The sequence below is a fragment of the Pseudomonas umsongensis genome (assembly GCF_012647205.1).
GTDB lineage: Bacteria > Pseudomonadota > Gammaproteobacteria > Pseudomonadales > Pseudomonadaceae > Aquipseudomonas > Aquipseudomonas umsongensis.
Window position 1 is genome coordinate 4,697,020 of the sequence record NZ_CP051487.1, and the last position, 22,889, is coordinate 4,719,908.

The window sequence follows — 22,889 nt, forward strand, 5'->3', positions numbered from 1 at the left end:
ATTATAGCCGTGCGCGGTCCTCCCGAGATCGCTCTTTTTGCTACTTGCCCGCACGCGCCTCCCGAGGCATGCCCAAGGCGCGCTCGGCAATGATGTTGCGCTGGATCTCGTTGCTGCCGCCATAGAGGGTGTCGGCGCGGCTGAACAGGTACAGAGACTGCAGCCGAGTCAGTTGATAAGGCGCAGCTTCGAGCAGTTCTGCCTCGGCGCCCAGTACGTCCATCGCCAGCTTGCCGAGGCTGGCATGCCAGGTCGACCAGAACAGCTTGTAGATGGTCGCCTCCTTGCGCAGCGATCCATCCTGGCTTCCCGAGAGCATGCGCAGCGAGTTGTAGCGCATGATCCGCAACCCACTCCAGGCCTCGGCCAGGCGTTGGCGCAGGATCGGATCGCGGGCAGCCCCGTTGCGCTTGGCGATGGCGATGATTTCGTTGAGTTCGTTCTGGAACTGCATCTGTTGGCCGAGGGTCGACACGCCGCGCTCGAACCCCAGCAACGCCATGGCGATTTTCCAGCCGTCGCCCGGCGCGCCGATAATATTGGCGGCGTCGGTGCGGGCGTCATCGAAGAACACTTCGTTGAACTCCGAGGTGCCGGTCAGTTGCTCGATCGGTCGCACGGTGATTGAAGCCTGGGCCATCGGGACCAGCAGGAAAGACAAACCTCGATGGCCGACGCTGCCCGGTTCAGTGCGAGCAATCACAAAGCACCAATCCGATTCATGGGCCAGGGAGGTCCAGACTTTCTGCCCGTTGATCACCCAACTGCCGGTCGCTTCGTCCAGCGTCGCGCGGGTCTTGACGTTGGCGAGGTCGGAGCCGGCCCCTGGCTCGGAATAGCCCTGGCACCAGAAGCTCGTGCCGTTGACGATCCCAGGCAGAAAACGCTGTTGCTGCTCGACCGTGCCGAATGCGGCAATAGTCGGCCCGGCCAGGCCTTCACCGATATGCCCCATGCGCCCTGGGCCGCCAGCGCGGGCGTACTCTTCGTGAAAAATCACCTGCCGCGTGATCGACAGCCCACGCCCGCCATGCTTAGGCGCCCAGCCGACGCATGTCCAGCCGCCCTCGGCCAGTTTGCGCTCCCAGGCTTTGCGCTCTTGGGGAAACATGTGCTCATCGCCAGGGCCGCCGCGAAAACGCAGGGACTCGAATTCGCCACAGAGGTTGGCGCTCATCCAGTCGGCGACTTCCTGGCGAAAGCACTCGTCTTGCTCGCTGAAACTGATTTTCATGGTTGCTCTCCAAGAATCACCGCGGCGATCCGCTCGCGATGCCAGGCCGGCAGCCCGAGGAAGCTCTCGCTGGCGCGGGCGCGCTTGAAGTAGAGGTGTGGGTCATATTCCCAAGTGAAACCGACGCCGCCATGCAACTGGATCGACTCGGACGCGCAGTGGAAAAAGGTTTCCGAGCACTGCGCCTTGGCCAGCGCTGCTGCCAGCGGCAGTTCGCCCGCCACGTCGGCATCGCCCCGGGGATCAAGGGCTTCCTGAGCGACGCACGCCGCGTAGTAGCAGGCCGAACGCGCGCATTCGACTTGCAGCATCATGTCCGCTGCACGGTGTTTGAGGGCCTGGAAACTGGCGATGGGGCGACCGAACTGCTGACGCTCCTGCATGTAGGCCACGCTGAGGTCGAGCACCTGCTGCGCGCCGCCGGTCTGTTCGGCAGCCAGGCCGATGCAGGCCAGTTGCAGGACCTGCTCCAGGTGCGGCCAGCCGTTGCCGAATGTACCCAGCAGGCAGTCGGCTTCGAGGTACAGGCCCTTGAGCTCGATGCGAGCCTGGCGCCGGGTCTGGTCCATGGTCGGCAGCATTTGCCGCTCGATGCCCGCCCGCGCGGCGTCAACGGCGAACAGACTGATGCCCGCCTCGCCGGTCGATCCGGGTTGCCGTGCGGCAATGATCAAGAGGTCGGCGCCATGGCCATCCAGTACATGCTTGAGCGTGCCGTCGAGGACAAAACCGTCGCCCTCAGCCACCACCGTGGCCTGGACATCGCCGGCCGACCAGCCGTTGGCACTGCTGAACGCCAGGGTCGCGGTCAGGCTGCCGTCGGCAATCGAAGGCAACCAACGCTGCTTCTGTTCATCATTGGCGGCCAGCAATAACGCTGGCGTGGCCATGCAAGCAGTGGCGAAAAACGGCGAGCACAACAATCGCCGCCCCATCTGCTCCAGCAGGATTGCCAGCTCGACGAAGCCCAGCCCGAGGCCGCCATAGGCTTCGGGAATATGGATCGCCGGCCAACACATTTCCTGGCATAACCGCTGCCAGAGGGCCTCGTCGAAACCCCGTTCGCTGGCCATTGCCGCGCGCACGGCGGCCGAATCCGACACATCGGCGAGCAAGCCCTCGGCCGATGCGCGGATCATTTCCTGTTCGTCGCTGAATGCAAACTCCATCGCGGCGCCTTCTGCTCGTCTGGTGGGGCACGCGTGGCGCAACACCCCTTTGAACATGAAGTCTGCCGCTGTGCGGGCGCGGTGAAATCGTCAGCCTTGCCTAGTCCGAACGAGCGATGCCGTGGACAATGAAGCGCTGAACGCAGGCAAGGCTCGACTAACCTCCATCAACGAGGTCTTATAAGCCGAGAAAATCCTGACCAACCCTTAGCGAGGTTCCAGACACTGTGAGTACTGAGCAAGAAACGACTTTCGACGAACCACGCCTGAACAGCACGGAAATCCGCATTCTGGGTTCCCTGATCGAAAAACAGGCCACCAGCCCGGAAACCTACCCGCTGACCCTCAATGCCCTGGTGATTGCCTGCAATCAGAAAACCAGCCGCGAGCCGGTGATGAACCTCACCCAGGGCCAGGTTGGCCAGAGCCTGCGCGCCCTCGAAGGACGCGGCTTCGCCAGACTGGTGATGGGCAGCCGCGCCGATCGCTGGGAGCACAAGGTCGACAAGGCACTGGAACTGGTGCCAGCGCAGGTGATCCTGACCGGGCTGATGTTTCTGAGGGGACCGCAGACGGTCAACGAACTGCTGACCCGCAGCGGGCGCATGCATGATTTCGAGGATGCGGAGCAGGTCGTGCATCAGCTGGAACGCCTGATCGCCCGTGGCCTGGCAGTGCTGATCCCGCGTCAGGCCGGACAACGCGAAGATCGTTATACCCACGCACTGGGTGATCCGGCGGATATCGAAGCGATCCTCGCGGCCCGCCAAAACGCGCCGGAGCGTGGTGCTGGCGGCGCGGTATCGGTTGAACGAATCGAGGAGCTCGAAGCACGAATTGCCGCGCTGGAAGAGCGCTTGGCACGCCTCGAATAAAGGGGCGAGCCTTTGCGGGCGGCAATTGCGGCTGCCCGTCAATCAATAGGCAAGGCTGCTGCGGGCAAACTCCACGGCTTTTTGAAACTGCTCATCGGTCGGGCGCACACCGGTATAAAGCACGAATTGCTCCAGTGCCTGGATCGCAATCACTTCGAGCCCGGTGATGACATGTTTGCCCTCGGTACGAGCGCGCACGATCAGCGGAGTTTCCGCAGGAACCGCGACGACATCGAAGACGATATCCGCAGCCGCAATGGCATGGGCATCGAACGCCAACTGCTCGGCATGTGGGCCGGTCATGCCGATGGGCGTGACGTTGATGAGCATTTGCGGACGTTGCTCACCGAGCTCGGCTTGCCACGGGTAACCCAGCGACTGGGCCAATGCCTGGCCCGCGCGCTCATTACGCGCCACGATCAGGCCATCGCGGTAACCGCCATCGCGCAAGGCGCTGGCCACTGCCTTGGCCATGCCGCCACTGCCAAGCAACGCAAACGTGGTGTCCTTGGACACCTGGTGGGTCTGCAGCAACTGGGCAATGGCGATGTAGTCGGTATTGAAGGCCTTGAGATGGCCGTCGGTATTGACGATGGTGTTGATCGACTGGATGGCTGCGGCAGAAGGGTCCAGTTCATCGACCAGGGCTATGCAGGCTTCCTTGAACGGCATCGATACACCGCAACCCCGAATTCCCAGGGCGCGAATGCCGCCGACGGCGCCCGGCAGATCCTGACTGGAAAACGCCTTGTAGTAGAAATTCAGCCCCAACTGCTCATACAGGTGATTGTGAAATCGCAGGCCAAAGTTCCCAGGGCGTCCGGAGAGGGACATGCACAGCTGGGTGTCTCTGTTGGGGTTCATCTGCATATGAATCTCCTTGTGCTGCACTTTCGGATGGAAGGGATTAGCCTGCCCATCGGGTTCTGATCAATCATATTTGCGTGCACTGGCGGACGCCGCATGACCGTAAGGATGACGACACAGACCTTACACAAAATTTACCCGGCGGCTGTGCTGTTTTTTTAAAAAAAGCTGTCTTAGAAGTATCCCCGCGACATTCCTTGAGTCTATTGCAGACACAAGCGCCGGGGCGAAGCACCGAGGAGTCATCATGATCCGTAGAATCCCCACAGTGGCTTTGCTGATCGGCGCCCTCGCGGTCGCAGGCCAAGCAGAGGCCCATGGCGGTGGCGGTTGGGAAGGTCCGGCGGTATTTGGCGCGATCGTCGGCTCTGCCATCGTTGGCTCGGCAATCATCAACAGCAACCGGCCTGTGTACGTGACGCCGCAACCGGTCTACGCCCAGCCGGTTTATGCGCAACCGCAGCCGGTGTACATGGCGCCGCCCCCACCGGTCTACTACCAACCCGCACCGGTGTATGTGGGGCAACCGATCTACTACCGCCCGGCACCGGTCTATTACGGCCCACCCCGTGGTTACTACGGCCCACCTCGCGGCTACTACGGTCCGCCCCACGGCTACGGCCGCTGGTAATCCCGCGCGCGCAATCCGCCGTTCGTCGTCACAGGTCTGGAAAGATCCTGTCGGTGTCGTTCTCGGGACAGTGTCGACCGGTGAAGTCGGCAAGATTGACTCGCCCTTCCCTTTTGCGCCAGCAACAGCAATAACGGCGCCTGCAACGGGTCAATAACAACAAGGACGAGCTCATGCCCACGCAAAACCCGCACCGCATCAATGGCCTGTGCACTTGCAGCAAGGTCTACAACGCCCTGACGGAACTCAAGCAGCTCGAAGGTCATCGCAGCGCCAAGTTCCTTTCGCTACTGACGCAGAACCTGGTGAGAAAGGGACTGCTCAGCGAGCAGGAAGTGGTTCATATGCTCGACCAGGTGGTCGTCTGAGCGTCAGCCGGTGGGCTGACCTCACTGGCATCAATGACCACTATTGAAAACGTTGATTTTCCCTCGACGCACCCGGACCGTAAGGTGACTCCACAGATTGATGGAGGTCCCTATGATGTCTCAGATTCAGATCATGTCCGTTATCGGCAGCGCCGTTCCCGCACCGCTCAGAGCGCTTGGGTTGCTCGCCTGCTGGTACCTGGTCCAGGACGGCGAACAAATCAGCGGCCCGCTGACCTCACTACCGGACGCCCAGGCGTTGTCCCTGCAAATCGGCACGGGACAGCCGGGCAAGCTCAGTGCCTAAGGCAGCTGAACCCGCGGTTTGGTCTCGATGAAAATGGCCCAGCTCGACATGAACAGGGCCGCGATCAACGGACCGATGACAAACCCGTTGAGCCCGAACAGCGCCAGGCCGCCCAGGGTCGAGATCAGGATCATGTAGTCCGGCATCTTCGTGTCCTTGCCCACCAGGATCGGGCGCAGCACGTTATCCACCAGGCCGATTACGAATACCCCGAACAACCCCAGCACCACGCCTTGCCAGACTGCGCCGGTCAACAGGAAAAACGCCGCCACCGGCGCCCAGACAATCCCTGCCCCAACTGCTGGCAACAAGGACAGAAGCGCCATCAACACCGCCCAGACCAGCGCGCTCGGAATGTCGAGAAACCAGAAAATCATTCCGCCCAATGCACCCTGGGTAATCGCTACCAATAGGTTGCCCTTCACCGTGGCTCGCACCACGCGGTTGAACTTGAGCTGCAAACGGCGTTTCTGGTGTTCTTCCAATGGCACGGCCATGCGTACCTTGCGCGCGAGTTCAGCGCCGTCGCGCAGGAAGAAAAACAACAGGTAGAGCATGATGAAAAAGCTGACGATGAACTCGAATGTACCCTGGCCAAGACTGAACACCCGATTAGTCACCTCGCCGCCTGCCATCGCGCTCTTGACGATTTTCTCCCGAAGCCCGTTCAACTCTCCCACGCCGAACCGATCGAGCAAATGCTGGAAATACGGTGGCAAGTGATGCTTGAACTGCGTTACATACGCGGCAATGTCCAGCTCACCGCTCTCGATACTCTTGTACAGCGCCGTCCCTTCCTGAACCAGCAGGAAGCTGATGATGATCACCGGCAGGATCGCAATCACCAGGCAGATGCTTAACGTACAGAACGACGTCAGGTTGCGCTCCCAGCCGAACTTGAGCTGCAGCCGGCGCTGCATGGGCGCAAAGACAATCCCAAGGATCACCGCCCAGAACACCGCACCGTAGAATGGCAGCAGGATCCAGATGAACGCGATGCTCACCAACACCAGCAAAACCGCCAGCGATTTATCTTTTAGCGTCTCTTCGTTCATATCCGATCCTGGCCAGTCACCGGGCGCAACGTTGCGCCCTGATGCTTAGGCCATCACAGCGAGCGCGAGTGCCGTACGTTGTTCAAAAAGCATCGGAGGAAGGCGCCCAGGGGACCAATGGTGAAAATCCGGGCAAAAAAAAGGGGAGCACATGCCCCCCCGAGGTTTAAAGCGTTGTATCGCGGCCGTTAACTCAGCCTTCGATCTCGATCAGGATCTCGCCCGGGTTCACCCGGTCGCCCTTGGCCACGTGAATGGCGGTGACTTTGCCGGCGATGGCGGCCTGGACTTCGGTTTCCATCTTCATCGCTTCGGTGATCAGCACAGCCTGGCCCGCCTTGACACTGTCGCCTTCCTTGACCAGCACATCGACGATGTTGCCCGGCATGGTGGTGCTGACGTGGCCCGGTGCGCTGGCCTGCTTGCGCTTGCTGCTACCACCGCCGACGAATTCGTTGAGCGGCTCGAACACCACTTCTTCCGGCATGCCGTCGATGGACAGGTAGAAGTGACGCTTGCCTTCAGCCTTGACGCCCACACCGGTGATGTCGACGCGGTAGGTTTCGCCGTGGACGTCGATGACGAACTCGGTCGGCACGCCTTCGCCGCCAGCCGAAGCGACGCCGCCAGCTTCCGGAATCGGCAACAGCACTTCCGGGGTCAGGGTGCCCGCTGCACGCTCTTCGAGGAACTTGCGCCCGATGTCCGGGAACATGGCGTAGGTCAGCACGTCTTCTTCAGACTTGGCCAGGGCACCGATGTCGGCACGCAGCTTGGCCATTTCCGGCTTGAGCAGGTCGGCTGGGCGCACGTCGATCACTTCTTCGCTGCCGATAGCCTGGCGACGCAGTTGCTCGTTCACCGGGGCCGGCGCCTTGCCGTAGCCACCTTGCAGGTACAGCTTCACTTCGTTGGTGATGGTCTTGTAGCGCTCGCCGGCCAGCACGTTGAAAAACGCCTGGGTGCCGACGATTTGCGAAGTCGGGGTCACCAGTGGCGGGAAGCCGAGGTCTTCGCGAACCCGCGGGATCTCTGCCAGCACTTCGCTCATGCGGTTCAGTGCGCCCTGCTCTTTCAACTGGTTGGCCAGGTTGGAAATCATCCCGCCCGGCACCTGGTTGACTTGAACACGGGTGTCGACCGCGGTGAATTCGCTTTCGAACTGGTGGTACTTCTTGCGCACGGCGTAGAAGTACAGGCCGATTTCCTGGATCAGCTCGAGATTCAGGCCGGTGTCGTACTCGGTGCCCTTGAGGGCCGCGACCATCGACTCGGTGCCTGGGTGGCTGGTACCGGAGGCAAAGCTGGAGATTGCGGTGTCGATGTGGTCGGCGCCGTTTTCAATCGCCTTGAGCTGGCACATGGTTGCCAGGCCGGCGGTGTCGTGCGAGTGAATGAACACTGGCAGCGATTGCTCGGCCTTCAGCGCCCTGACCAGTTCGCCGGTGGCGTAGGGGGTCAGCAAACCAGCCATGTCCTTGATCGCCACCGAGTCGCAACCCATGGCTTCCATTTGCTTGGCCTGTGCCACGAACGCGTCGATGGTGTGCACCGGACTGGTGGTGTAGGCGATGGTGCCCTGGGCGTGCTTGCCGGCGGCTTTCACCGCTTCGATGGCGGTACGCAGGTTACGCACGTCGTTCATGGCGTCGAAGATGCGGAACACGTCGATGCCATTGACCGCTGCCTTGGCGACGAAAGCCCTGACCACGTCGTCGCTGTAGTGGCGATAGCCCAGCAGGTTCTGGCCGCGCAGGAGCATTTGCAGGCGAGTGTTAGGCAACGCGGCGCGCAGTTGGCGCAGACGCTCCCACGGGTCTTCCTTGAGGAAGCGTACGCAGGCGTCGAACGTTGCGCCGCCCCAGCATTCCAGCGACCAATAGCCGACCTTGTCGAGCTTGTCGCAGATCGGCAGCATGTCTTCAGTGCGCATGCGGGTCGCGAGCAGCGATTGGTGGGCGTCGCGCAGGATGGTGTCGGTTACGAAAATCTTCTTGGACATTGTTCTATTCCTCACAGGCCTGCGTGGGCGGCAATGGCGGCGGCGATGGCCAGGGCCAGCTCTTCGGGTTTGCGCTTGATCGAGTAGTTGGTCAGTTCAGGGTGGCTTTCGACGAAGCTGGTGTTGAACTGGCCGCTACGGAATTCCGGGTTACGCAGGATTTCCTGGTAGTAGGCCGCGGTGGTCTTGACCCCTTGCACGCGCATGTCGTCCAGCGCGCGCAGGCCACGGTCCATCGCTTCTTCCCAGGTCAACGCCCAGACCACCAGTTTCAGGCACATGGAATCGTAGAACGGTGGAATGGTATAGCCGGTGTAGATCGCCGTATCGGTCCGTACGCCCGGGCCGCCGGGAGCGTAGTAACGGGTGATCTTGCCGAAGCTGGGCAAAAAGTTGTTTTTCGGGTCTTCGGCGTTGATCCGGAACTGCAGCGCGAAACCGCGATGCTGGATGTCTTCCTGTTTCACCGAGAGCGGCAGGCCGGATGCAATGCGGATTTGCTCGCGGACGATGTCGATACCGGTGATTTCTTCGGTGATGGTGTGTTCCACCTGCACCCGGGTGTTCATTTCCATGAAGTACACCTCGCCCTCGGCGAGCAGGAACTCCACGGTACCGGCGTTCTCGTAACCCACGGCCTTGGCTGCGCGCACCGACAGGTCGCCGATGTAGGCGCGCTGTTCCGGGGTCAGTTGCGGGCTCGGCGCGATTTCGATGAGCTTCTGGTTGCGGCGCTGGATCGAGCAGTCACGCTCGAACAGGTGCACCACGTTGCCAAAGCTGTCGCCGAGGATCTGCGCTTCGATGTGCTTGGGGTTGACGATGCACTTTTCCAGGAACACTTCCGCGGAACCGAACGCCTTGGTGGCTTCGGAAATGACGCGCGGGAACGCCTGTTCAAGTTCTTCACGGCTGTTGCAGCGACGGATACCGCGACCGCCACCACCGGAGGTAGCCTTGAGCATCACCGGGTAGCCGATACGGTCACCCTCGGTCAGGGCTTCTTCGATGCCCGAAACGTTGCCTTCGGTACCCGGGGTGACCGGGACACCCGCCTTGATCATGCTGCGGCGAGCTTCGGTCTTGTCACCCATCCGGCGAATGACTTCAGCCGATGGACCGATGAATTTGATCCCGCGTTCGGCGCAGATGTCGGCCAGTTCAGCGTTTTCCGAGAGGAATCCGTACCCAGGGTGCAAGGCATCGCAACCGGTTTCCACCGCCAGGTTCACCAGCTTGCGCGGGTTCAGGTAACCGGCCAGTGGCTCGGCACCAATACTGTGGGCCTCATCCGCACGTTTGACATGCAGGGCATGGCGATCGGCGTCGGAATAGATCGCGACCGAGCGAATGCCCATTTCGGCACAAGCGCGTACGATTCGTACGGCAATTTCACCGCGGTTGGCGATCAGGATCTTTTTTATCACTTGGAGTTTCCCTTGATCCGGTGGTACCCACGACCTGCTAGACCAGGTCGACGAGTGACCAAATGTTTCAATTTGGTCGCACCGCCACACTAGCGCTCACAAGGGATTAACAAAAATGAATAATTATTGGGTCATGCATAAGTAAAGACTTATAGTTGACGCACCAGCCGTGGCCAGAGTGTTCAAAAAATGCGTAAGTCCTTGATGCGAATGACATTACGTCAATTGCAGATCTTCAACGAAGTCTGTGACCTGAGGTCCTACAGCCGGGCAGCCGACGAAATGTCCCTCACGCAACCGGCCGTCAGCCTGCAGATTCGTCAACTTGAAGAGCTGGTTGGCCAGCCCCTGTTCGATTATGTCGGCAAAAAACTCTACATGACCGAGGCCGCAGAAGCGCTGCAACGAGCGAGCCGGGACATTTTCGGGCGCCTGGAAAACCTCGACATGCAACTGTCGGACATGCAGGGCTCCTTGCAAGGCCAACTAAAACTGGCGGTGGAATCGAGCGCCAAGTATTTCGTACCGCATCTGTTTGCCGCCTTCAAGCGCCAGCATCCGGAAGTGAATCTGCAACTGACGGTGGTCAATCGCGCCCAGGTGATTCGGCGACTGTCGGACAACCGCGACGACCTGGTGATCATGTCCATGGTGCCGCAGGACATGGGGCTGGAGTTCCTGCCGTTCTTGAACAATCCGATCGTTGCTGTGGCACCGCCGGACCACCCGCTGTGCCATCAGGGGCCTTTGCGCCTGCAGGATCTTGAGCCTTACACCTTGCTGATGCGCGAGGTGGGTTCGGGCACGCGATTGGCCTGCGAGGAATACTTCAAGGAGAAACGTGTGCACTTCAACCAGACCCAGGAGGTCTCCTCGGCCGAAGCTCAGCGCGAATGTGTGCTGGCGGGCCTGGGCGTGGCTCTGTTGACGCGCCACGCCCTGAACCTTGAATTGGCCACCGGCGGCTTGATCGAGTTGCCGATCGAAGAACTGCCGCTCTACCGCAGCTGGTGCCTGGTACAGGCCAAGGCCAAACGCCTGTCACCGGTGGCTCACGCCTTCCTTGCGTTCATTCGAAGCGAAAGAATTCAGATCAGCGCGCTGGTTGAGCGCTTCGACGGGAAGCTGTCGCGGCCGCCTGCCAGTAATTGAGCTCAAGGTCGCCAGTAAAATCGGCGATCTCGGCCAGCAGCTGACGCTGCTCACAACGATCTTCGATCGCACGGCGAAACGCCATGCGGCGCCGGTCTTCCTGCTGGCGACGGGTTTTGACGACACTGTTGCGTTCTTCGTAGGGCTGGGCCATTTGAGTTCTCCCAAGTCGAATACGGGAGTTTCAAGATAGGCGCGAGGGATGACGGTTTGGCGGCGGGTCGGTGACAGAGAGATGAACAATCAAAAGATCGCAGCCTGCGGCAGCTCCTACAGGGATTTGTGAACACCTGTAGGAGCTGCCGCAGGCTGCGATCTTTTGACCTTAGTCGTCCAGCGCTTTCACCGACTTGGGTGACAGGCGCAAGCTGCGCAGGCTGCGCTTGACGCTCTTGAGGTGGTTGACCAGGCTCGGCCCCCGGGCCATGGCCACGCCCATGGCCAACACATCGATCACCACCAGGTGGGCAATGCGCGAGGTCAGCGGCGTATAGATTTCGGTGTCTTCGTGCACGTCGATGGCCAGGTTGACGGTCGACAGTTCAGCCAAAGGCGTCTGGCTAGGGCACAAGGTGATCAATGAGGCGCCGCTCTCACGCACCAGGTTGGCGGTGATCAACAAATCCTTGGAGCGGCCGGACTGCGAAATGCAAATCGCCACGTCGCTTGGTTTCAGGGTAACCGCCGACATCGCCTGCATGTGCGGATCGGAATACGCCGCCGCCGTGAGCAGCAAGCGGAAGAACTTGTGCTGCGCATCCGCCGCCACCGCACCAGAGGCGCCGAAACCATAGAATTCGACGCGCTGGGCCTGGGACATGAGTGTCACCGCACGCTGCAACTCCAGCGGATCGAGCTTCTCGCGAACCTCCATCAGCGTGTGCAGGGTGGTGTCGAAAATCTTCAGGCTGTAGTCCGCTACCGAATCGTCCTCATGGATCGCGAACTGCCCGAAACTCGCGCCCGCCGCCAGGCTCTGGGCCAGCTTCAGCTTCAAGTCCTGGAAACCCGAGCAACCGATGGCGCGGCAAAAGCGCACGATGGTCGGCTCACTGATCCCCACGCTGTGGGCCAGGTCCGCCATGGAACTGTGCATCACGGCCGCAGGATCAAGCAAAACGTGATCGGCGACCTTGAGCTCCGACTTGCGTAACAGGTGGCGAGACTGGGCGATGTGTTGCAGCAGATTCAAAGGGCTGGACTCTTTTTTATTTGGCAGGCGCCGGGGATGTAGCACGCTTGTAGTTATACTACATGAATCGCCTTTTTGCCTGCTCAATAAGTAACTGAATTGTCTTCGTCACACCCTGTTTTGGCGGGATGGGCTTTATGTAGCAGCGGATCCGGCCTTTGCCACCCAGGATTTTTTGCGAAAAAAAGCCCGCAGTGTGAGCGGGCGAAAGACCAAAGAAGCTATATGCGCAGTCGCTTCCAGGTGGAGAAAGCTGCTTGGGGGATCAGCTTCCTCGGTACGTTGAATAGCTGTAGGGCGAAATGAGCAGCGGTACATGGTAGTGATCCTGCTCGGCAGAGATGCCAAAACGCAGCACCACCACATCCAGGAATGCCGGCTCCGGCAACTGGACACCACGGGCGCGGTAATAGTCGCCCGCATGAAACTGAACCTGGTAGACGCCGGTCCGGTACTCATCGCCTTGCAGCAGCGGCGCATCGACACGACCATCGCTGTTGGTTATCGCGCTGGCGACCAATTCCAGCTGCGAACCTTCAACGCGGTACAACTCGACCTTGATCGAGCTGCCTGGGCAACCATGTGCAGCGTCCAAAACATGTGTAGTCAAACGTCCCATTGATTCTGCGCACCTGCCTGCGTGGAGCAGCCAGGCTTCGCGCCTCCCGAAGTCAGATGAAAAGGAGACCGCACCGATTCGGAGCACGAAAAGCTGCGGCGAGCGATTGATTAAGACACTTTTCAAAAAAATTGTACACAATAAAAACGACATTTTTGCGACTGATGGCGCCAACGATGAAAATCCCGCGGATTTCCTGTGAAACCCGCCACCTCTGAACCGTGCAATCATTAACTGACCAGCCAGGCAGGTTTCTTGCGGGAGCTTGTCATTAACACGCAAAGATGACCGTTAACGAAAAATGCAAAAAATCAGGCTTACAAAGTGAATATAAAGTTGTATACAATCACCCCATCGCTGTGACGCCACCCAGTGATCCAACCTTTAGTCGCGTCACACCAACTGTCACCACGAATATAAGAAGGAAGACTGCAGTGAGCGCTGACTACCCTCGCGACCTGATCGGTTACGGCAGTAACCCTCCGCACCCACACTGGCCGGGCAATGCCCGCATCGCCCTGTCATTCGTTCTCAACTACGAAGAAGGCGGCGAGCGCAATATCCTGCACGGCGATAAAGAGTCCGAAGCATTCCTCTCGGAAATGGTGTCTGCCCAGCCGCTACAGGGCGCGCGCAACATGAGCATGGAATCGCTTTACGAGTATGGCAGCCGCGCCGGCGTCTGGCGGATTCTGAAGCTGTTCAAGGAATTCGACATTCCGCTGACCATCTTCGCCGTGGCGATGGCCGCCCAGCGTCACCCGGATGTGATCCGCGCGATGGTCGATGCCGGCCACGAAATCTGCAGCCACGGCTACCGCTGGATCGACTACCAGTACATGGACGAAGCGCAGGAACGCGAGCACATGCTCGAAGCGATCCGCATCCTCACCGAAATCACCGGCGAGCGTCCGCTGGGCTGGTACACCGGTCGCACCGGCCCCAACACCCGCAAGCTGGTGATGGAAGAAGGCGGTTTCCTCTACGACTGCGACACCTACGACGACGACCTGCCCTACTGGGAACCGAACAACCCGACCGGCAAGCCGCACCTGGTGATCCCGTACACCCTGGACACCAACGACATGCGCTTCACCCAGGTGCAGGGCTTCAATAAGGGCGACGATTTCTTCGAATACCTCAAGGATGCGTTCGACGTGCTCTACGCCGAAGGCGCGGAAGCCCCGAAAATGCTGTCGATCGGCCTGCACTGCCGCCTGATCGGCCGTCCGGCGCGTCTGGCTTCGCTCAAGCGCTTTATCGAATACGCTAAAAGTCATGAACAGGTGTGGTTCAGCCGCCGCGTCGACATTGCACGCCACTGGCAGGAAACCCACCCGTACCAAGGGGCCGCGAAATGAGCGCCTTTCAAACATTGAAACCCTCGACCCTGAGCCGCGACGCCTTCGTCAAAGCCTTCGCCGACATCTACGAACATTCGCCATGGGTGGCCGAGAAGGCCTTCGACCTGGGCCGGGATGCCTCGATCGACCAGATCGAAACCCTGCACCAGCGCATGAGCGACATCCTGTTGAGCGCTGATCACGAAAGCCAGTTGGCCCTGATCAACGCTCACCCGGACCTGGCTGGCAAAGCTGCCGTCCAGGGCCAATTGACCGAAGCCAGCACCCATGAACAGGCTGGCGCCGGTATTCACCAATGCACGGCCGAAGAGTTCCAGCGCTTCACCGAGCTGAACGACGCCTACAAGGCCAAGTTCAAGTTTCCCTTCATCATGGCGGTAAAAGGCAGCAACCGGCATCAGATCCTCGCGGCGTTCGAAACGCGCATCCACAACCCGGTAGATACCGAGTTCAAGTGCGCGCTGGCGGAGATCAACAAGATCGCCCTGTTCCGATTACTGACCCTATAGCGAGTTTTGCCCGAGTGTTAAAAACGCTGAAGCACCCAGGGCACTGCAAGCATCCCAAGCCAACTTATTAAAGGCAGACAAGAAGAATGAAAGCTTACGCCGTACCTTTCGAGAAGTTCGTCAACCTGGCCGACGCCCGCCTGGGCACCAAGATCATCTCGGTCACCGATGACTGGTTCGCAGACGCCAACCGTCTGTTTCAACCGACCCCGGCCGTATGGAAGGAGGGCGTGTTCGATGATAACGGCAAGTGGATGGACGGCTGGGAGTCGCGCCGCAAGCGCTTCGAAGGCTACGACAGCGCCGTGATCCGCCTGGGCGTGCCTGGCTCGATCAAAGGCGTGGACATCGACACTTCATTCTTCACCGGCAACTTCCCGCCGTCGGCTTCCCTGGAAGCCTGCTTCCTGGCCGAAGGTGAGCCAGACGAAAACACCCAGTGGACCGAAGTGCTGTCGGCCGTCGAGCTGCAAGGCAACAGCCACCACTACCACGAAATCAGCAACGACCAGGCGTTCAGCCACCTGCGCTTCAACATCTACCCGGATGGCGGCGTGGCTCGCCTGCGCGTGTACGGCATCCCGTTCCGCGACTGGTCGGCGGTGGGTGACAACGAGCAGGTCGACCTGGCGGCAGCCCTCAACGGTGGCCGTGCCCTCGCCTGCTCCGACGAACACTTCGGCCGCATGAGCAACATCCTCAACCCGGGCCGTGGCATCAACATGGGCGACGGCTGGGAAACCGCACGTCGTCGCACGCCAGGCAATGACTGGGTGATCGTCGCCCTCGGCCATCCGGGCGAGATCGAGAAAATCATCGTCGACACCCTGCATTTCAAGGGCAACTACCCGGACAGCTGCTCGATCCAGGGCGCGTTCGTCAAGGGCGGTACCGACAGCCAGATCGAAACCCAGTCGCTGTTCTGGCGCGAACTGCTGCCAAGCCAGAAGCTGGAAATGCACGCCGAACACACCTTCGCCGAGCAGATCAAGGCCCTGGGCCCGATCACTCACATCCGCCTGAACGTGTTCCCGGACGGTGGTGTGAGCCGCCTGCGCGTCCTCGGCAAGGTCGCTAAATAAGGTGTAGATGATCGTTCCCACGCTCCGCGTGGGAATGCATACCGTGACGCTCCGCGTCACAGTGGACGCGGAGCGTCCATGGCGGCGTTCCCACGCAGAGCGTGGGAACGATCAAATTCAAAAGATTAAGAAGACCAGCATGCGCACACTGACGATTGAACCGCTGACCAAAGAAGCCTTCGCCCCTTTCGGTGACGTGATCGAAACCGACGGCAGCGATCACTTCATGATCAACAACGGTTCGACCATGCGCTTTCACAAACTGGCGACGGTGGAAACCGCCACGCCAGAGGACAAGGCGATCATCAGCATCTTCCGCGCCGACGCGCAGGACATGCCGCTGACCGTCAGCATGCTGGAGCGTCATCCGCTGGGCAGCCAGGCTTTCATTCCGCTGCTCGGCAACCCCTTTCTGATCGTGGTCGCGCCACTTGGCGATGAACCTGTATCAGGCTTGGTCCGCGCCTTCGTCACCAACGGCAGGCAGGGCATTAATTACCATCGCGGCGTCTGGCACCACCCGGTGCTGACGATCGAAAAGCGGGATGACTTCCTGGTGGTTGATCGCAGTGGCACAGGCAATAACTGCGATGAGCATTTTTTCAAAGAGGATGAGCGTTTGATCCTCGCCCCCCACCAATAAGAGAAGGTCTGATCACTCGACAACAGAGTGACAGGCGAGAGGTAAAGACTGTGGAAGCACATCTGTTGGAATGGCTGAACCTGAGCGTGCGCTGGGTTCACATGATTACTGGCGTGGCCTGGATCGGCGCATCGTTCTACTTCGTCTGGCTGGAAAACAACCTCAATCGGGTCAACCCGAAAAGCGGTCTGGCCGGTGACTTATGGGCGATCCATGGCGGCGGTATCTACCACCTGGAAAAATACAAACTGGCTCCACCGACCATGCCGGACAACCTGCACTGGTTCAAATGGGAAGCCTACTTCACCTGGATGTCGGGTATCGCGCTGCTGTGCGTGGTGTTCTATTCCAACCCGACGCTCTACCTGCTGGCTCCGGGCAGCACCCTGAGCGGCCCTGAAGGCGTGGCCATCGGTATCGGCTCGTTGTTCATCGGCTGGTTCATCTACTCCTTCCTCTGTGACTCGGCCCTGGGCAAACGCCCTGCCCTGCTGGGTTTCATCCTGTTCGTACTGATCATTGGCGCCGCCTATGGCTTCAGCAAGGTGTTCAGCGGTCGTGGTGCATACCTGCACGTCGGCGCGATCATCGGCACCATCATGGTCGGCAACGTGTTCCGCATCATCATGCCGGCGCAACGCGCACTGGTGGCGGCCATCGCCGAGAACCGCACGCCCGATCCGGCGCTTCCGGCCAAAGGCCTGCTGCGTTCGCGCCACAACAACTACTTCACCTTGCCGGTGCTGTTCATCATGATCAGCAACCACTTCCCGAGCACCTACGGCAGCCAATACAACTGGCTGATCCTGGCCGGGATCGCGGTACTGGCGGTGTTGGTGCGTCACTACTTCAACACCCGTCACGACAGCCACAAGTTTGCCTGGACCCTGCCGGTGGCAGCGGTGGGCATGATTTGCCTGGCCTATGTGTCTGGTCCGAAGCCGATGTCCAGCGCGCCTGAAGTGGCCAAGGCACCTGCCGCGATCGAGTACCAGCCTCTGCCGGAAACAGCAGTGGGTGGTGGTTTGAAACCGGCTGAAGCAAAACCTGCCGAAGCCCCTGCAACCGCGCAAGTTAAGGCGTCCAACGCCGGCCCTGGTTTCGACAAGGTGCACAGCGTGATCCAGGAACGCTGCGCAGTCTGTCATTCGGCCAAACCGACCAGCCCACTGTTCAGCGCCGCTCCCGCCGGCGTGATGCTCGACACCCCCGAGCAGATCCGCCAGAACGCGGCGCGCATCCAGGCTCAAGCGGTTGCCACCCAGATCATGCCGTTGGGCAACATCACCCAGATGACCCAGCAGGAACGTGACCTGATCGGCGCCTGGATCGTTCAGGGTGCCCCGACCAATTAAGCAATAAAAGCTTCGCGAGCAGGCTCGCTCCCACACAGACAATGCAAAACCTGTGGGAGCGAGCCTGCTCGCGAATGGCCGCACCGCGGTCGACCCTGATGCAAAAATCACAAGAATAAAAATGATCCGAGGTGTTGCATGTCCGAGCTCTTCCAAGCGCGCATCCCCGACGCACCCGCCATTCAGCGTTTGCCCCTTTTGCAACTGATCCTGGTCGGTCTGCAACATGTTCTGCTGATGTACGGCGGCGCCATTGCGGTGCCGCTGATCATCGGACAGGCCGCTGGCCTGAATCGTGAAGAAATCGCCTTCCTGATCAACGCCGACCTGCTGGTCGCCGGCATCGCCACCATCGTCCAGTCTCTCGGTATCGGTCCCATGGGCATTCGCATGCCGGTGATGATGGGTGCCAGTTTCGCCGCCGTCGGCAGCATGGTCGCCATGGCCGGCATGCCGGGCATCGGCCTGCAGGGGATCTTCGGCGCGACCATCGCCGCCGGGTTCTTCGGCATGCTGATCGCGCCATTCATGTCCAAGGTCGTGCGCTTCTTCCCGCCGCTGGTCACTGGCACGGTCATCACCTCGATCGGTTTGTCGCTGTTCCCCGTGGCCGTGAACTGGGCCGGCGGTGGTGCTCAAGCCGCTCAATTCGGCTCACCGATCTACCTGACCATCGCCGCGTTGGTGCTGGGCACCATCCTGCTGGTGCATCGCTTCATGCGCGGCTTCTGGGTCAACATTTCCGTATTGATCGGCATGTGCCTGGGCTATGTACTTTGTGGCGTGCTGGGCATGGTCGACCTCAGCGGCATGGCTCAGGCGCCATGGCTGCAATTTGTCACGCCGCTGCACTTTGGCATGCCGAAATTCGAGCTCGCGCCAATCCTCTCGATGTGCCTGGTGGTGGTGATCATTTTCGTCGAGTCCACCGGGATGTTCCTGGCCTTGGGCAAGATCACCGGCCAGGAAGTCTGCCCGCGCATGTTGCGTCGCGGCTTGTTGTGTGATGCTGGCGCCTCGTTCTTCGCCGGCTTCTTCAACACCTTCACCCACTCCTCCTTCGCGCAGAACATCGGCCTTGTGCAGATGACTGGCGTACGTTGCCGCTCAGTAACCATCGTTGCGGGCGGCTTGTTGATCGTGCTGAGCCTTCTGCCCAAGGCCGCGTTCCTCGTGGCCTCGATTCCACCGGCGGTGCTGGGCGGCGCGGCGATCGCAATGTTCGGCATGGTCGCCGCCACCGGGATCAAGATCCTGCAGGAAGCCGACATCGGTGACCGACGCAACCAATTGCTGGTGGCGGTGAGCATCGGCATGGGCCTGATTCCGGTGGTTCGGCCGGAGTTTTTCGCCCACCTGCCGGTGTGGATGAGCCCGATCACCCACAGCGGTATCGCCATGGCCACGCTTAGCGCCCTGACCCTGAACTTGCTGTTCAACATCCTCGGCGGCGCCGAACGCGCGGCCATCAACGACTGTCACGCCCACTAAGACAGAAACGCCCCCCCACTGTAGGAGCGAGCATGCTCGCGATGGACGTGAAGACAACGCGTTTAACCAGATACCACGCGTAATCGTTAACGACCATCGCGAGCATGCTCGCTCCTACAGGGGTTGGGGTTTCCTGCGCCTTGAAAAATAAAAACAAGAGGGAGCAACAGATGATTCGGACACAGAAAAACATGCTGATGGGTGCTGGCCTCCTGGCCGCGAGCCAAGCGATGGCCGGCGATCTACTGCTGTGGCAAACCAACAGCTTGAGCTATCTGTATGGCAAGGACTTCGCGGTCAACCCGCCGATCCAGCAAACGATCACTTTTGAACATGCCGACCGCTGGAAGTACGGCGACAACTTCATGTTCATCGACAGCACCTACTACAACGGCGAGAAAGACCGCAACAAAGGCGTGCACGCCTATTACGGCGAGTTCAGTCCGCGGCTCTCCTTCGGCAAGATTCTCGACCGCCGTTTCGAACTCGGCCCGATCAAGGATGTGTTGCTGGCCTTGACCTACGAGAATGGCGAAGACGACAGCGAGGCGTACCTGATCGGCCCCGGTTTTGACCTCGCGGTACCGGGCTTCAACTTTTTCACCTTGAACTTCTACTATCGCCAGACCGAAGGCTCGCGTCCCGGTGATGACGTCTGGCAGATCTCGCCGGCCTGGTCCTACACCGTGCCCCTGGGCAACTCGAGCCTGTTGATCGACGGCTACCTGGACTGGGTCGTCGACAATGACCAGAACTCGCGCGGCACGTATCACGCCAACCTGCACTTCAACCCGCAGGTCAAATATGACTTGGGCAAAACCCTCGGCTGGCGGGAAAAGCAGGTGTACGTCGGCGTCGAATACAGCTACTGGAAAGACAAATACGGCATCGAAAACAACAACAACCTCGATACCCACGAAAGCACCACCAGCCTGCTGGTGAAGGTGCATTTCTAAGATGATCCGCAACCATGCCCCAAACCTGTCGTCGGTGCGCTGTTGCGGAGCACTTGAGACCTGGCCGAGGAGTCAGTATTCTCCGCGGCCGCCTGAATCCGCTTTAAAAAAAAGCCCGGATTTAATTCCTGACCAGAAAGCCAACTTATCCCGGCTCTGGACGGTACCAAGGCACCCCCAAACCACTCTCAATCGACTGCTCCAGAGCCGCCGAACGGGAGTTTTTTTGTTTTCTGAAAGCCTTGGCGCAGCTCTTGCTAACAGTACAAAGCTGACCGAATGGATGATTTTTTTGCAGTTACGGAAAAAGGCGCCACACCAGAGCGTCGACCTTAAAAAAATAACGTGAAACCACTACTTTTTTGGGAGCAACCGAATGAAACGTACGTGCACTAGCCTGATGCTGGCAGGATCGTTGCTGGCGGGGGGTCAGGCCATGGCCGGCGACTTGCTGCAATGGCAGAACAACAGCCTGACCTACCTGTATGGCAAGGACTTCCAGGTCAACCCGCGCATCCAGCAGACGGTGACCTTCGAACACGCCGACGGCTGGAAATACGGCGACAACTTCTTCTTCATCGACAAAATCTTCTACAACGGCAAGGAAGACGCCTTCGCGGGCAAGAACACTCACTATGGTGAATTCAGCCCGCGCTTGTCGTTCAACAAGATTTTCGATCAGAAGCTGGAGTTCGGTCCGATCAAGGACGTGCTGCTCGCCATGACCTATGAGTTCGGTGAAGACGATACCGAGTCGTACCTGATCGGTCCGGGTTTCGACCTGGCCATCCCCGGCTTTGACTACTTCCAGCTGAACTTCTACAACCGTCATACCGAAGGCGACCGCCCGGGTGACGATGTCTGGCAGATCACTCCCGCCTGGTCCTACACCATTCCGGTGGGTGACTCGGACGTGCTGATCGACGGTTTCATGGACTGGGTCGTTGACAACGACGTCAACAAGAAAGGCGAATACCACGCCAACCTGCACTTCAACCCACAGATCAAATACGACCTGGGCAAGGTGCTGAACCTGGGCGCCAAGCAGCTGTACGTCGGTGTCGAGTATGACTACTGGAAAAACAAGTACGGTATCGAAGACAGCCAGGGCTTCAAGACCGATCAGAGCGTGACCAGCTTCCTGGTCAAGGTGCACTTCTGATTTAAAAACTTCGCGAGCAGGCTCGCTCCCACATTTGATCTTTGTCGCACTGAAGATTCACTGTGGGAGCGAGCCTGCTCGCGAATGCCGCACCGCCAATCTCAAGCCGAAACCACAGGCTCCGCCAACCCGAGAAACCGGCAAATCTCCCCGCGCTTGGCCAACGCATCCCGCCGCCCCAGATCAATCAACTCGCTGCAATACCCCGCCTCGAACAGCAGATAACTCAACACCCCCGCCCCGCTGGTCTTGGTCGCTCCCGGTCCACGCAAGAACAGGCGCAGCGCCGCTGGCAGTTCCTGGCGATGGCGTGCGGCGATCTCGTCGATCGGCTGGCTGGGTGAAATCACCAACACCTCCACTGGCGCCACCCCCAACGTACGGATCGGCGTGCCATCGGGCATGAGGCGACTGAACTGATTCAAGCGCTGCAAAAGTTCGATATCACTTTCCAGGCTATCGATGAACGTGCTGTTGAGCAAATGCCCACCGATTTGCGCCAAGGTTGGCTGCTGACCGGAGTAGGCGCGTTGCAGCGGCTGCTCCGGGTCGATGCCGCGCGGGTTGCCGCTGACACCTACCACCAGCACCCGGTTGGCGCCCAGATGCAGGGCCGGGCTGATCGGTGCCGATTGGCGCACCGCGCCGTCGCCGAAATACTCCTCGCCGATTTTCACCGGGGCGAACAGCAGCGGAATGGCCGAACTGGCGAGCAAATGGTCGACCGACAATTGTGTGGGAACGCCGATCCGCCGATGGCGCAACCAGGCGTCTATAGTGCCGCCGCCCTGATAGAACGTCACCGCCTGACCGGATTCATAGCCGAACGCCGTGACCGCGACGGCCTGCAACTGCTTCTGCTCGATGGCGTGGGCAATGCCGCCCATGTGCAGTTTGTCGTCGAGTAATCCGCGTAGCGGCGAGCTGTTGAGCAACGCCACGGGCACCGGGGCGCCAAGGCCCAACAAACTGTGGCTAACGAACCGGGCGGCCTGGCTGATCACGCCCGGCCAGTCGCTGCGCAACACCAGATGGCTGCGAAAACCCTGCCAGAACGCCGTCAGCCGCTCGATAGCCGCGCGAAAATCCATCGCCCCGCTGGCCAGGCTGACGGCATTGATAGCGCCAGCGGAGGTGCCGACGATCACCGGAAAAGGATTGTCCGCACCCAATGGCAGCAACTCGGCAATCGCCGCCAGCACGCCCACTTGATAGGCCGCCCGAGCCCCGCCGCCGGAAAGGATCAAGCCCGTGACGGGTTCAGCGGGATTCATGAATAACGCTCCATGCTCATTGATGGGGATCGTCCCTTGTAGGAGCGAGCATGCTCGCGATGGACCCGAGGACGCCGCTGGGTGTCAGGCTGCCAGCATTATCGTTGACGACCATCGCGACGGTGCGACGATTCGACATGCTCGCTCCTACAGGG

General features: G+C 60.0%; 24 protein-coding genes. 13 read left to right on the top strand and 11 right to left on the bottom strand.

Annotated features, from left to right (window positions below; translation table 11 throughout):
* Nucleotides 1–40: 40 nt before the first annotated feature.
* Together HGP31_RS21150 and HGP31_RS21155 are read right to left on the bottom strand one after the other, a co-directional pair.
* Nucleotides 41–1,234 (bottom strand): acyl-CoA dehydrogenase family protein, encoded by a 1,194-nt coding sequence (locus HGP31_RS21150; protein ID WP_020800434.1) that lies wholly within the window; start codon nt 1,232–1,234, stop codon nt 41–43.
* Entirely contained in the window at nt 1,231–2,403 is a 1,173-nt protein-coding gene (locus HGP31_RS21155) for an acyl-CoA dehydrogenase family protein (protein WP_168758598.1), read from the bottom strand. The genes HGP31_RS21150 and HGP31_RS21155 overlap by 4 nt, the downstream gene beginning before the upstream one ends.
* A gap of 227 nt (nt 2,404–2,630) precedes the next feature.
* Between HGP31_RS21155 and HGP31_RS21160 the strand changes: the two genes are divergently transcribed.
* Nucleotides 2,631–3,278 (top strand): YceH family protein, encoded by a 648-nt coding sequence (locus HGP31_RS21160; RefSeq protein ID WP_020800432.1) that lies wholly within the window; start codon nt 2,631–2,633, stop codon nt 3,276–3,278.
* Nucleotides 3,279–3,320: 42 nt separating this feature from the next.
* Here HGP31_RS21160 and HGP31_RS21165 read toward each other — a convergent pair whose 3' ends face one another.
* Nucleotides 3,321–4,148, bottom strand: a complete 828-nt coding sequence (locus tag HGP31_RS21165; RefSeq protein ID WP_020800431.1) for a shikimate 5-dehydrogenase — start codon at nt 4,146–4,148, stop codon at nt 3,321–3,323.
* A gap of 244 nt (nt 4,149–4,392) precedes the next feature.
* On the opposite strand from HGP31_RS21165, the gene HGP31_RS21170 reads away from it, so the two are divergent.
* From HGP31_RS21170 to HGP31_RS21180, 3 genes are all read left to right on the top strand, one after another.
* Entirely contained in the window at nt 4,393–4,776 is a 384-nt protein-coding gene (locus tag HGP31_RS21170) for a hypothetical protein (protein ID WP_020800430.1), read from the top strand.
* A gap of 173 nt (nt 4,777–4,949) precedes the next feature.
* Nucleotides 4,950–5,144 (top strand): hypothetical protein, encoded by a 195-nt coding sequence (locus tag HGP31_RS21175; protein WP_020800429.1) that lies wholly within the window; start codon nt 4,950–4,952, stop codon nt 5,142–5,144.
* A 115-nt stretch (nt 5,145–5,259) separates the two neighbouring features.
* Nucleotides 5,260–5,451, top strand: a complete 192-nt coding sequence (locus HGP31_RS21180; protein ID WP_032831464.1) for a hypothetical protein — start codon at nt 5,260–5,262, stop codon at nt 5,449–5,451.
* On the opposite strand, the gene HGP31_RS21185 is transcribed toward HGP31_RS21180, so the two are convergent.
* The 3 genes from HGP31_RS21185 to HGP31_RS21195 form a co-directional block, all read right to left on the bottom strand.
* Nucleotides 5,448–6,506, bottom strand: a complete 1,059-nt coding sequence (locus HGP31_RS21185; RefSeq protein WP_020800428.1) for an AI-2E family transporter — start codon at nt 6,504–6,506, stop codon at nt 5,448–5,450. The genes HGP31_RS21180 and HGP31_RS21185 overlap by 4 nt on opposite strands.
* Nucleotides 6,507–6,699: 193 nt before the next feature.
* On the bottom strand, nt 6,700–8,508 hold the full coding sequence (oadA, locus tag HGP31_RS21190; protein WP_020800427.1) for a sodium-extruding oxaloacetate decarboxylase subunit alpha: 1,809 nt from the start codon (nt 8,506–8,508) through the stop codon (nt 6,700–6,702).
* Between the two features lie 11 nt (nt 8,509–8,519).
* On the bottom strand, nt 8,520–9,935 hold the full coding sequence (locus HGP31_RS21195) for an acetyl-CoA carboxylase biotin carboxylase subunit (RefSeq protein WP_008056950.1): 1,416 nt from the start codon (nt 9,933–9,935) through the stop codon (nt 8,520–8,522).
* 189 nt (nt 9,936–10,124) lie between these two features.
* Between HGP31_RS21195 and HGP31_RS21200 the strand changes: the two genes are divergently transcribed.
* Nucleotides 10,125–11,087, top strand: a complete 963-nt coding sequence (locus tag HGP31_RS21200) for a LysR family transcriptional regulator (RefSeq protein ID WP_033042890.1) — start codon at nt 10,125–10,127, stop codon at nt 11,085–11,087.
* Here the strand turns inward: HGP31_RS21200 and HGP31_RS21205 are convergent.
* From HGP31_RS21205 to uraH, 3 genes are all read right to left on the bottom strand, one after another.
* The gene (locus HGP31_RS21205; protein WP_033042891.1) at nt 11,029–11,241 is read right to left on the bottom strand and encodes a PA3496 family putative envelope integrity protein; all 213 of its coding nucleotides are present in this window, start codon (nt 11,239–11,241) and stop codon (nt 11,029–11,031) included. The two genes, HGP31_RS21200 and HGP31_RS21205, sit on opposite strands and share 59 nt — an antisense overlap.
* Nucleotides 11,242–11,412: 171 nt before the next feature.
* On the bottom strand, nt 11,413–12,279 hold the full coding sequence (gene hexR, locus HGP31_RS21210; protein ID WP_008056956.1) for a transcriptional regulator HexR: 867 nt from the start codon (nt 12,277–12,279) through the stop codon (nt 11,413–11,415).
* A gap of 265 nt (nt 12,280–12,544) precedes the next feature.
* Nucleotides 12,545–12,898 (bottom strand): hydroxyisourate hydrolase, encoded by a 354-nt coding sequence (uraH, locus tag HGP31_RS21215; RefSeq protein WP_020800424.1) that lies wholly within the window; start codon nt 12,896–12,898, stop codon nt 12,545–12,547.
* 434 nt (nt 12,899–13,332) lie between these two features.
* Between uraH and puuE the strand changes: the two genes are divergently transcribed.
* From puuE to HGP31_RS21255, 8 genes are all read left to right on the top strand, one after another.
* Nucleotides 13,333–14,259, top strand: a complete 927-nt coding sequence (puuE, locus tag HGP31_RS21220) for an allantoinase PuuE (RefSeq protein WP_020800423.1) — start codon at nt 13,333–13,335, stop codon at nt 14,257–14,259.
* Nucleotides 14,256–14,771: a 2-oxo-4-hydroxy-4-carboxy-5-ureidoimidazoline decarboxylase gene (gene uraD / locus HGP31_RS21225; protein WP_033042892.1), complete on the top strand. Its 516-nt coding sequence runs from the start codon at nt 14,256–14,258 to the stop codon at nt 14,769–14,771. Before puuE ends, uraD begins: the two co-directional genes overlap by 4 nt.
* Before the next feature lie 86 nt (nt 14,772–14,857).
* Nucleotides 14,858–15,853, top strand: coding sequence for an allantoicase (alc, locus tag HGP31_RS21230; RefSeq protein WP_020800421.1), 996 nt, complete (start codon nt 14,858–14,860; stop codon nt 15,851–15,853).
* A gap of 139 nt (nt 15,854–15,992) precedes the next feature.
* The gene (locus tag HGP31_RS21235) at nt 15,993–16,496 is read left to right on the top strand and encodes an ureidoglycolate lyase (RefSeq protein WP_007988150.1); all 504 of its coding nucleotides are present in this window, start codon (nt 15,993–15,995) and stop codon (nt 16,494–16,496) included.
* A gap of 50 nt (nt 16,497–16,546) precedes the next feature.
* Nucleotides 16,547–17,851 (top strand): urate hydroxylase PuuD, encoded by a 1,305-nt coding sequence (locus tag HGP31_RS21240; protein ID WP_033044497.1) that lies wholly within the window; start codon nt 16,547–16,549, stop codon nt 17,849–17,851.
* Nucleotides 17,852–17,989: 138 nt separating this feature from the next.
* Nucleotides 17,990–19,342, top strand: a complete 1,353-nt coding sequence (locus HGP31_RS21245) for a nucleobase:cation symporter-2 family protein (RefSeq protein ID WP_020800419.1) — start codon at nt 17,990–17,992, stop codon at nt 19,340–19,342.
* 170 nt (nt 19,343–19,512) lie between these two features.
* Nucleotides 19,513–20,298: an outer membrane protein OmpK gene (locus HGP31_RS21250; RefSeq protein WP_168758600.1), complete on the top strand. Its 786-nt coding sequence runs from the start codon at nt 19,513–19,515 to the stop codon at nt 20,296–20,298.
* Between the two features lie 376 nt (nt 20,299–20,674).
* Nucleotides 20,675–21,460: an outer membrane protein OmpK gene (locus HGP31_RS21255; protein WP_033044650.1), complete on the top strand. Its 786-nt coding sequence runs from the start codon at nt 20,675–20,677 to the stop codon at nt 21,458–21,460.
* A 101-nt stretch (nt 21,461–21,561) separates the two neighbouring features.
* On the opposite strand, the gene HGP31_RS21260 is transcribed toward HGP31_RS21255, so the two are convergent.
* Both HGP31_RS21260 and HGP31_RS30735 read right to left on the bottom strand, forming a co-directional pair.
* Nucleotides 21,562–22,734 (bottom strand): patatin-like phospholipase family protein, encoded by a 1,173-nt coding sequence (locus HGP31_RS21260; protein ID WP_020800414.1) that lies wholly within the window; start codon nt 22,732–22,734, stop codon nt 21,562–21,564.
* Between the two features lie 16 nt (nt 22,735–22,750).
* Nucleotides 22,751–22,873: a hypothetical protein gene (locus HGP31_RS30735; protein ID WP_020800413.1), complete on the bottom strand. Its 123-nt coding sequence runs from the start codon at nt 22,871–22,873 to the stop codon at nt 22,751–22,753.
* Nucleotides 22,874–22,889 lie beyond the last annotated feature (16 nt).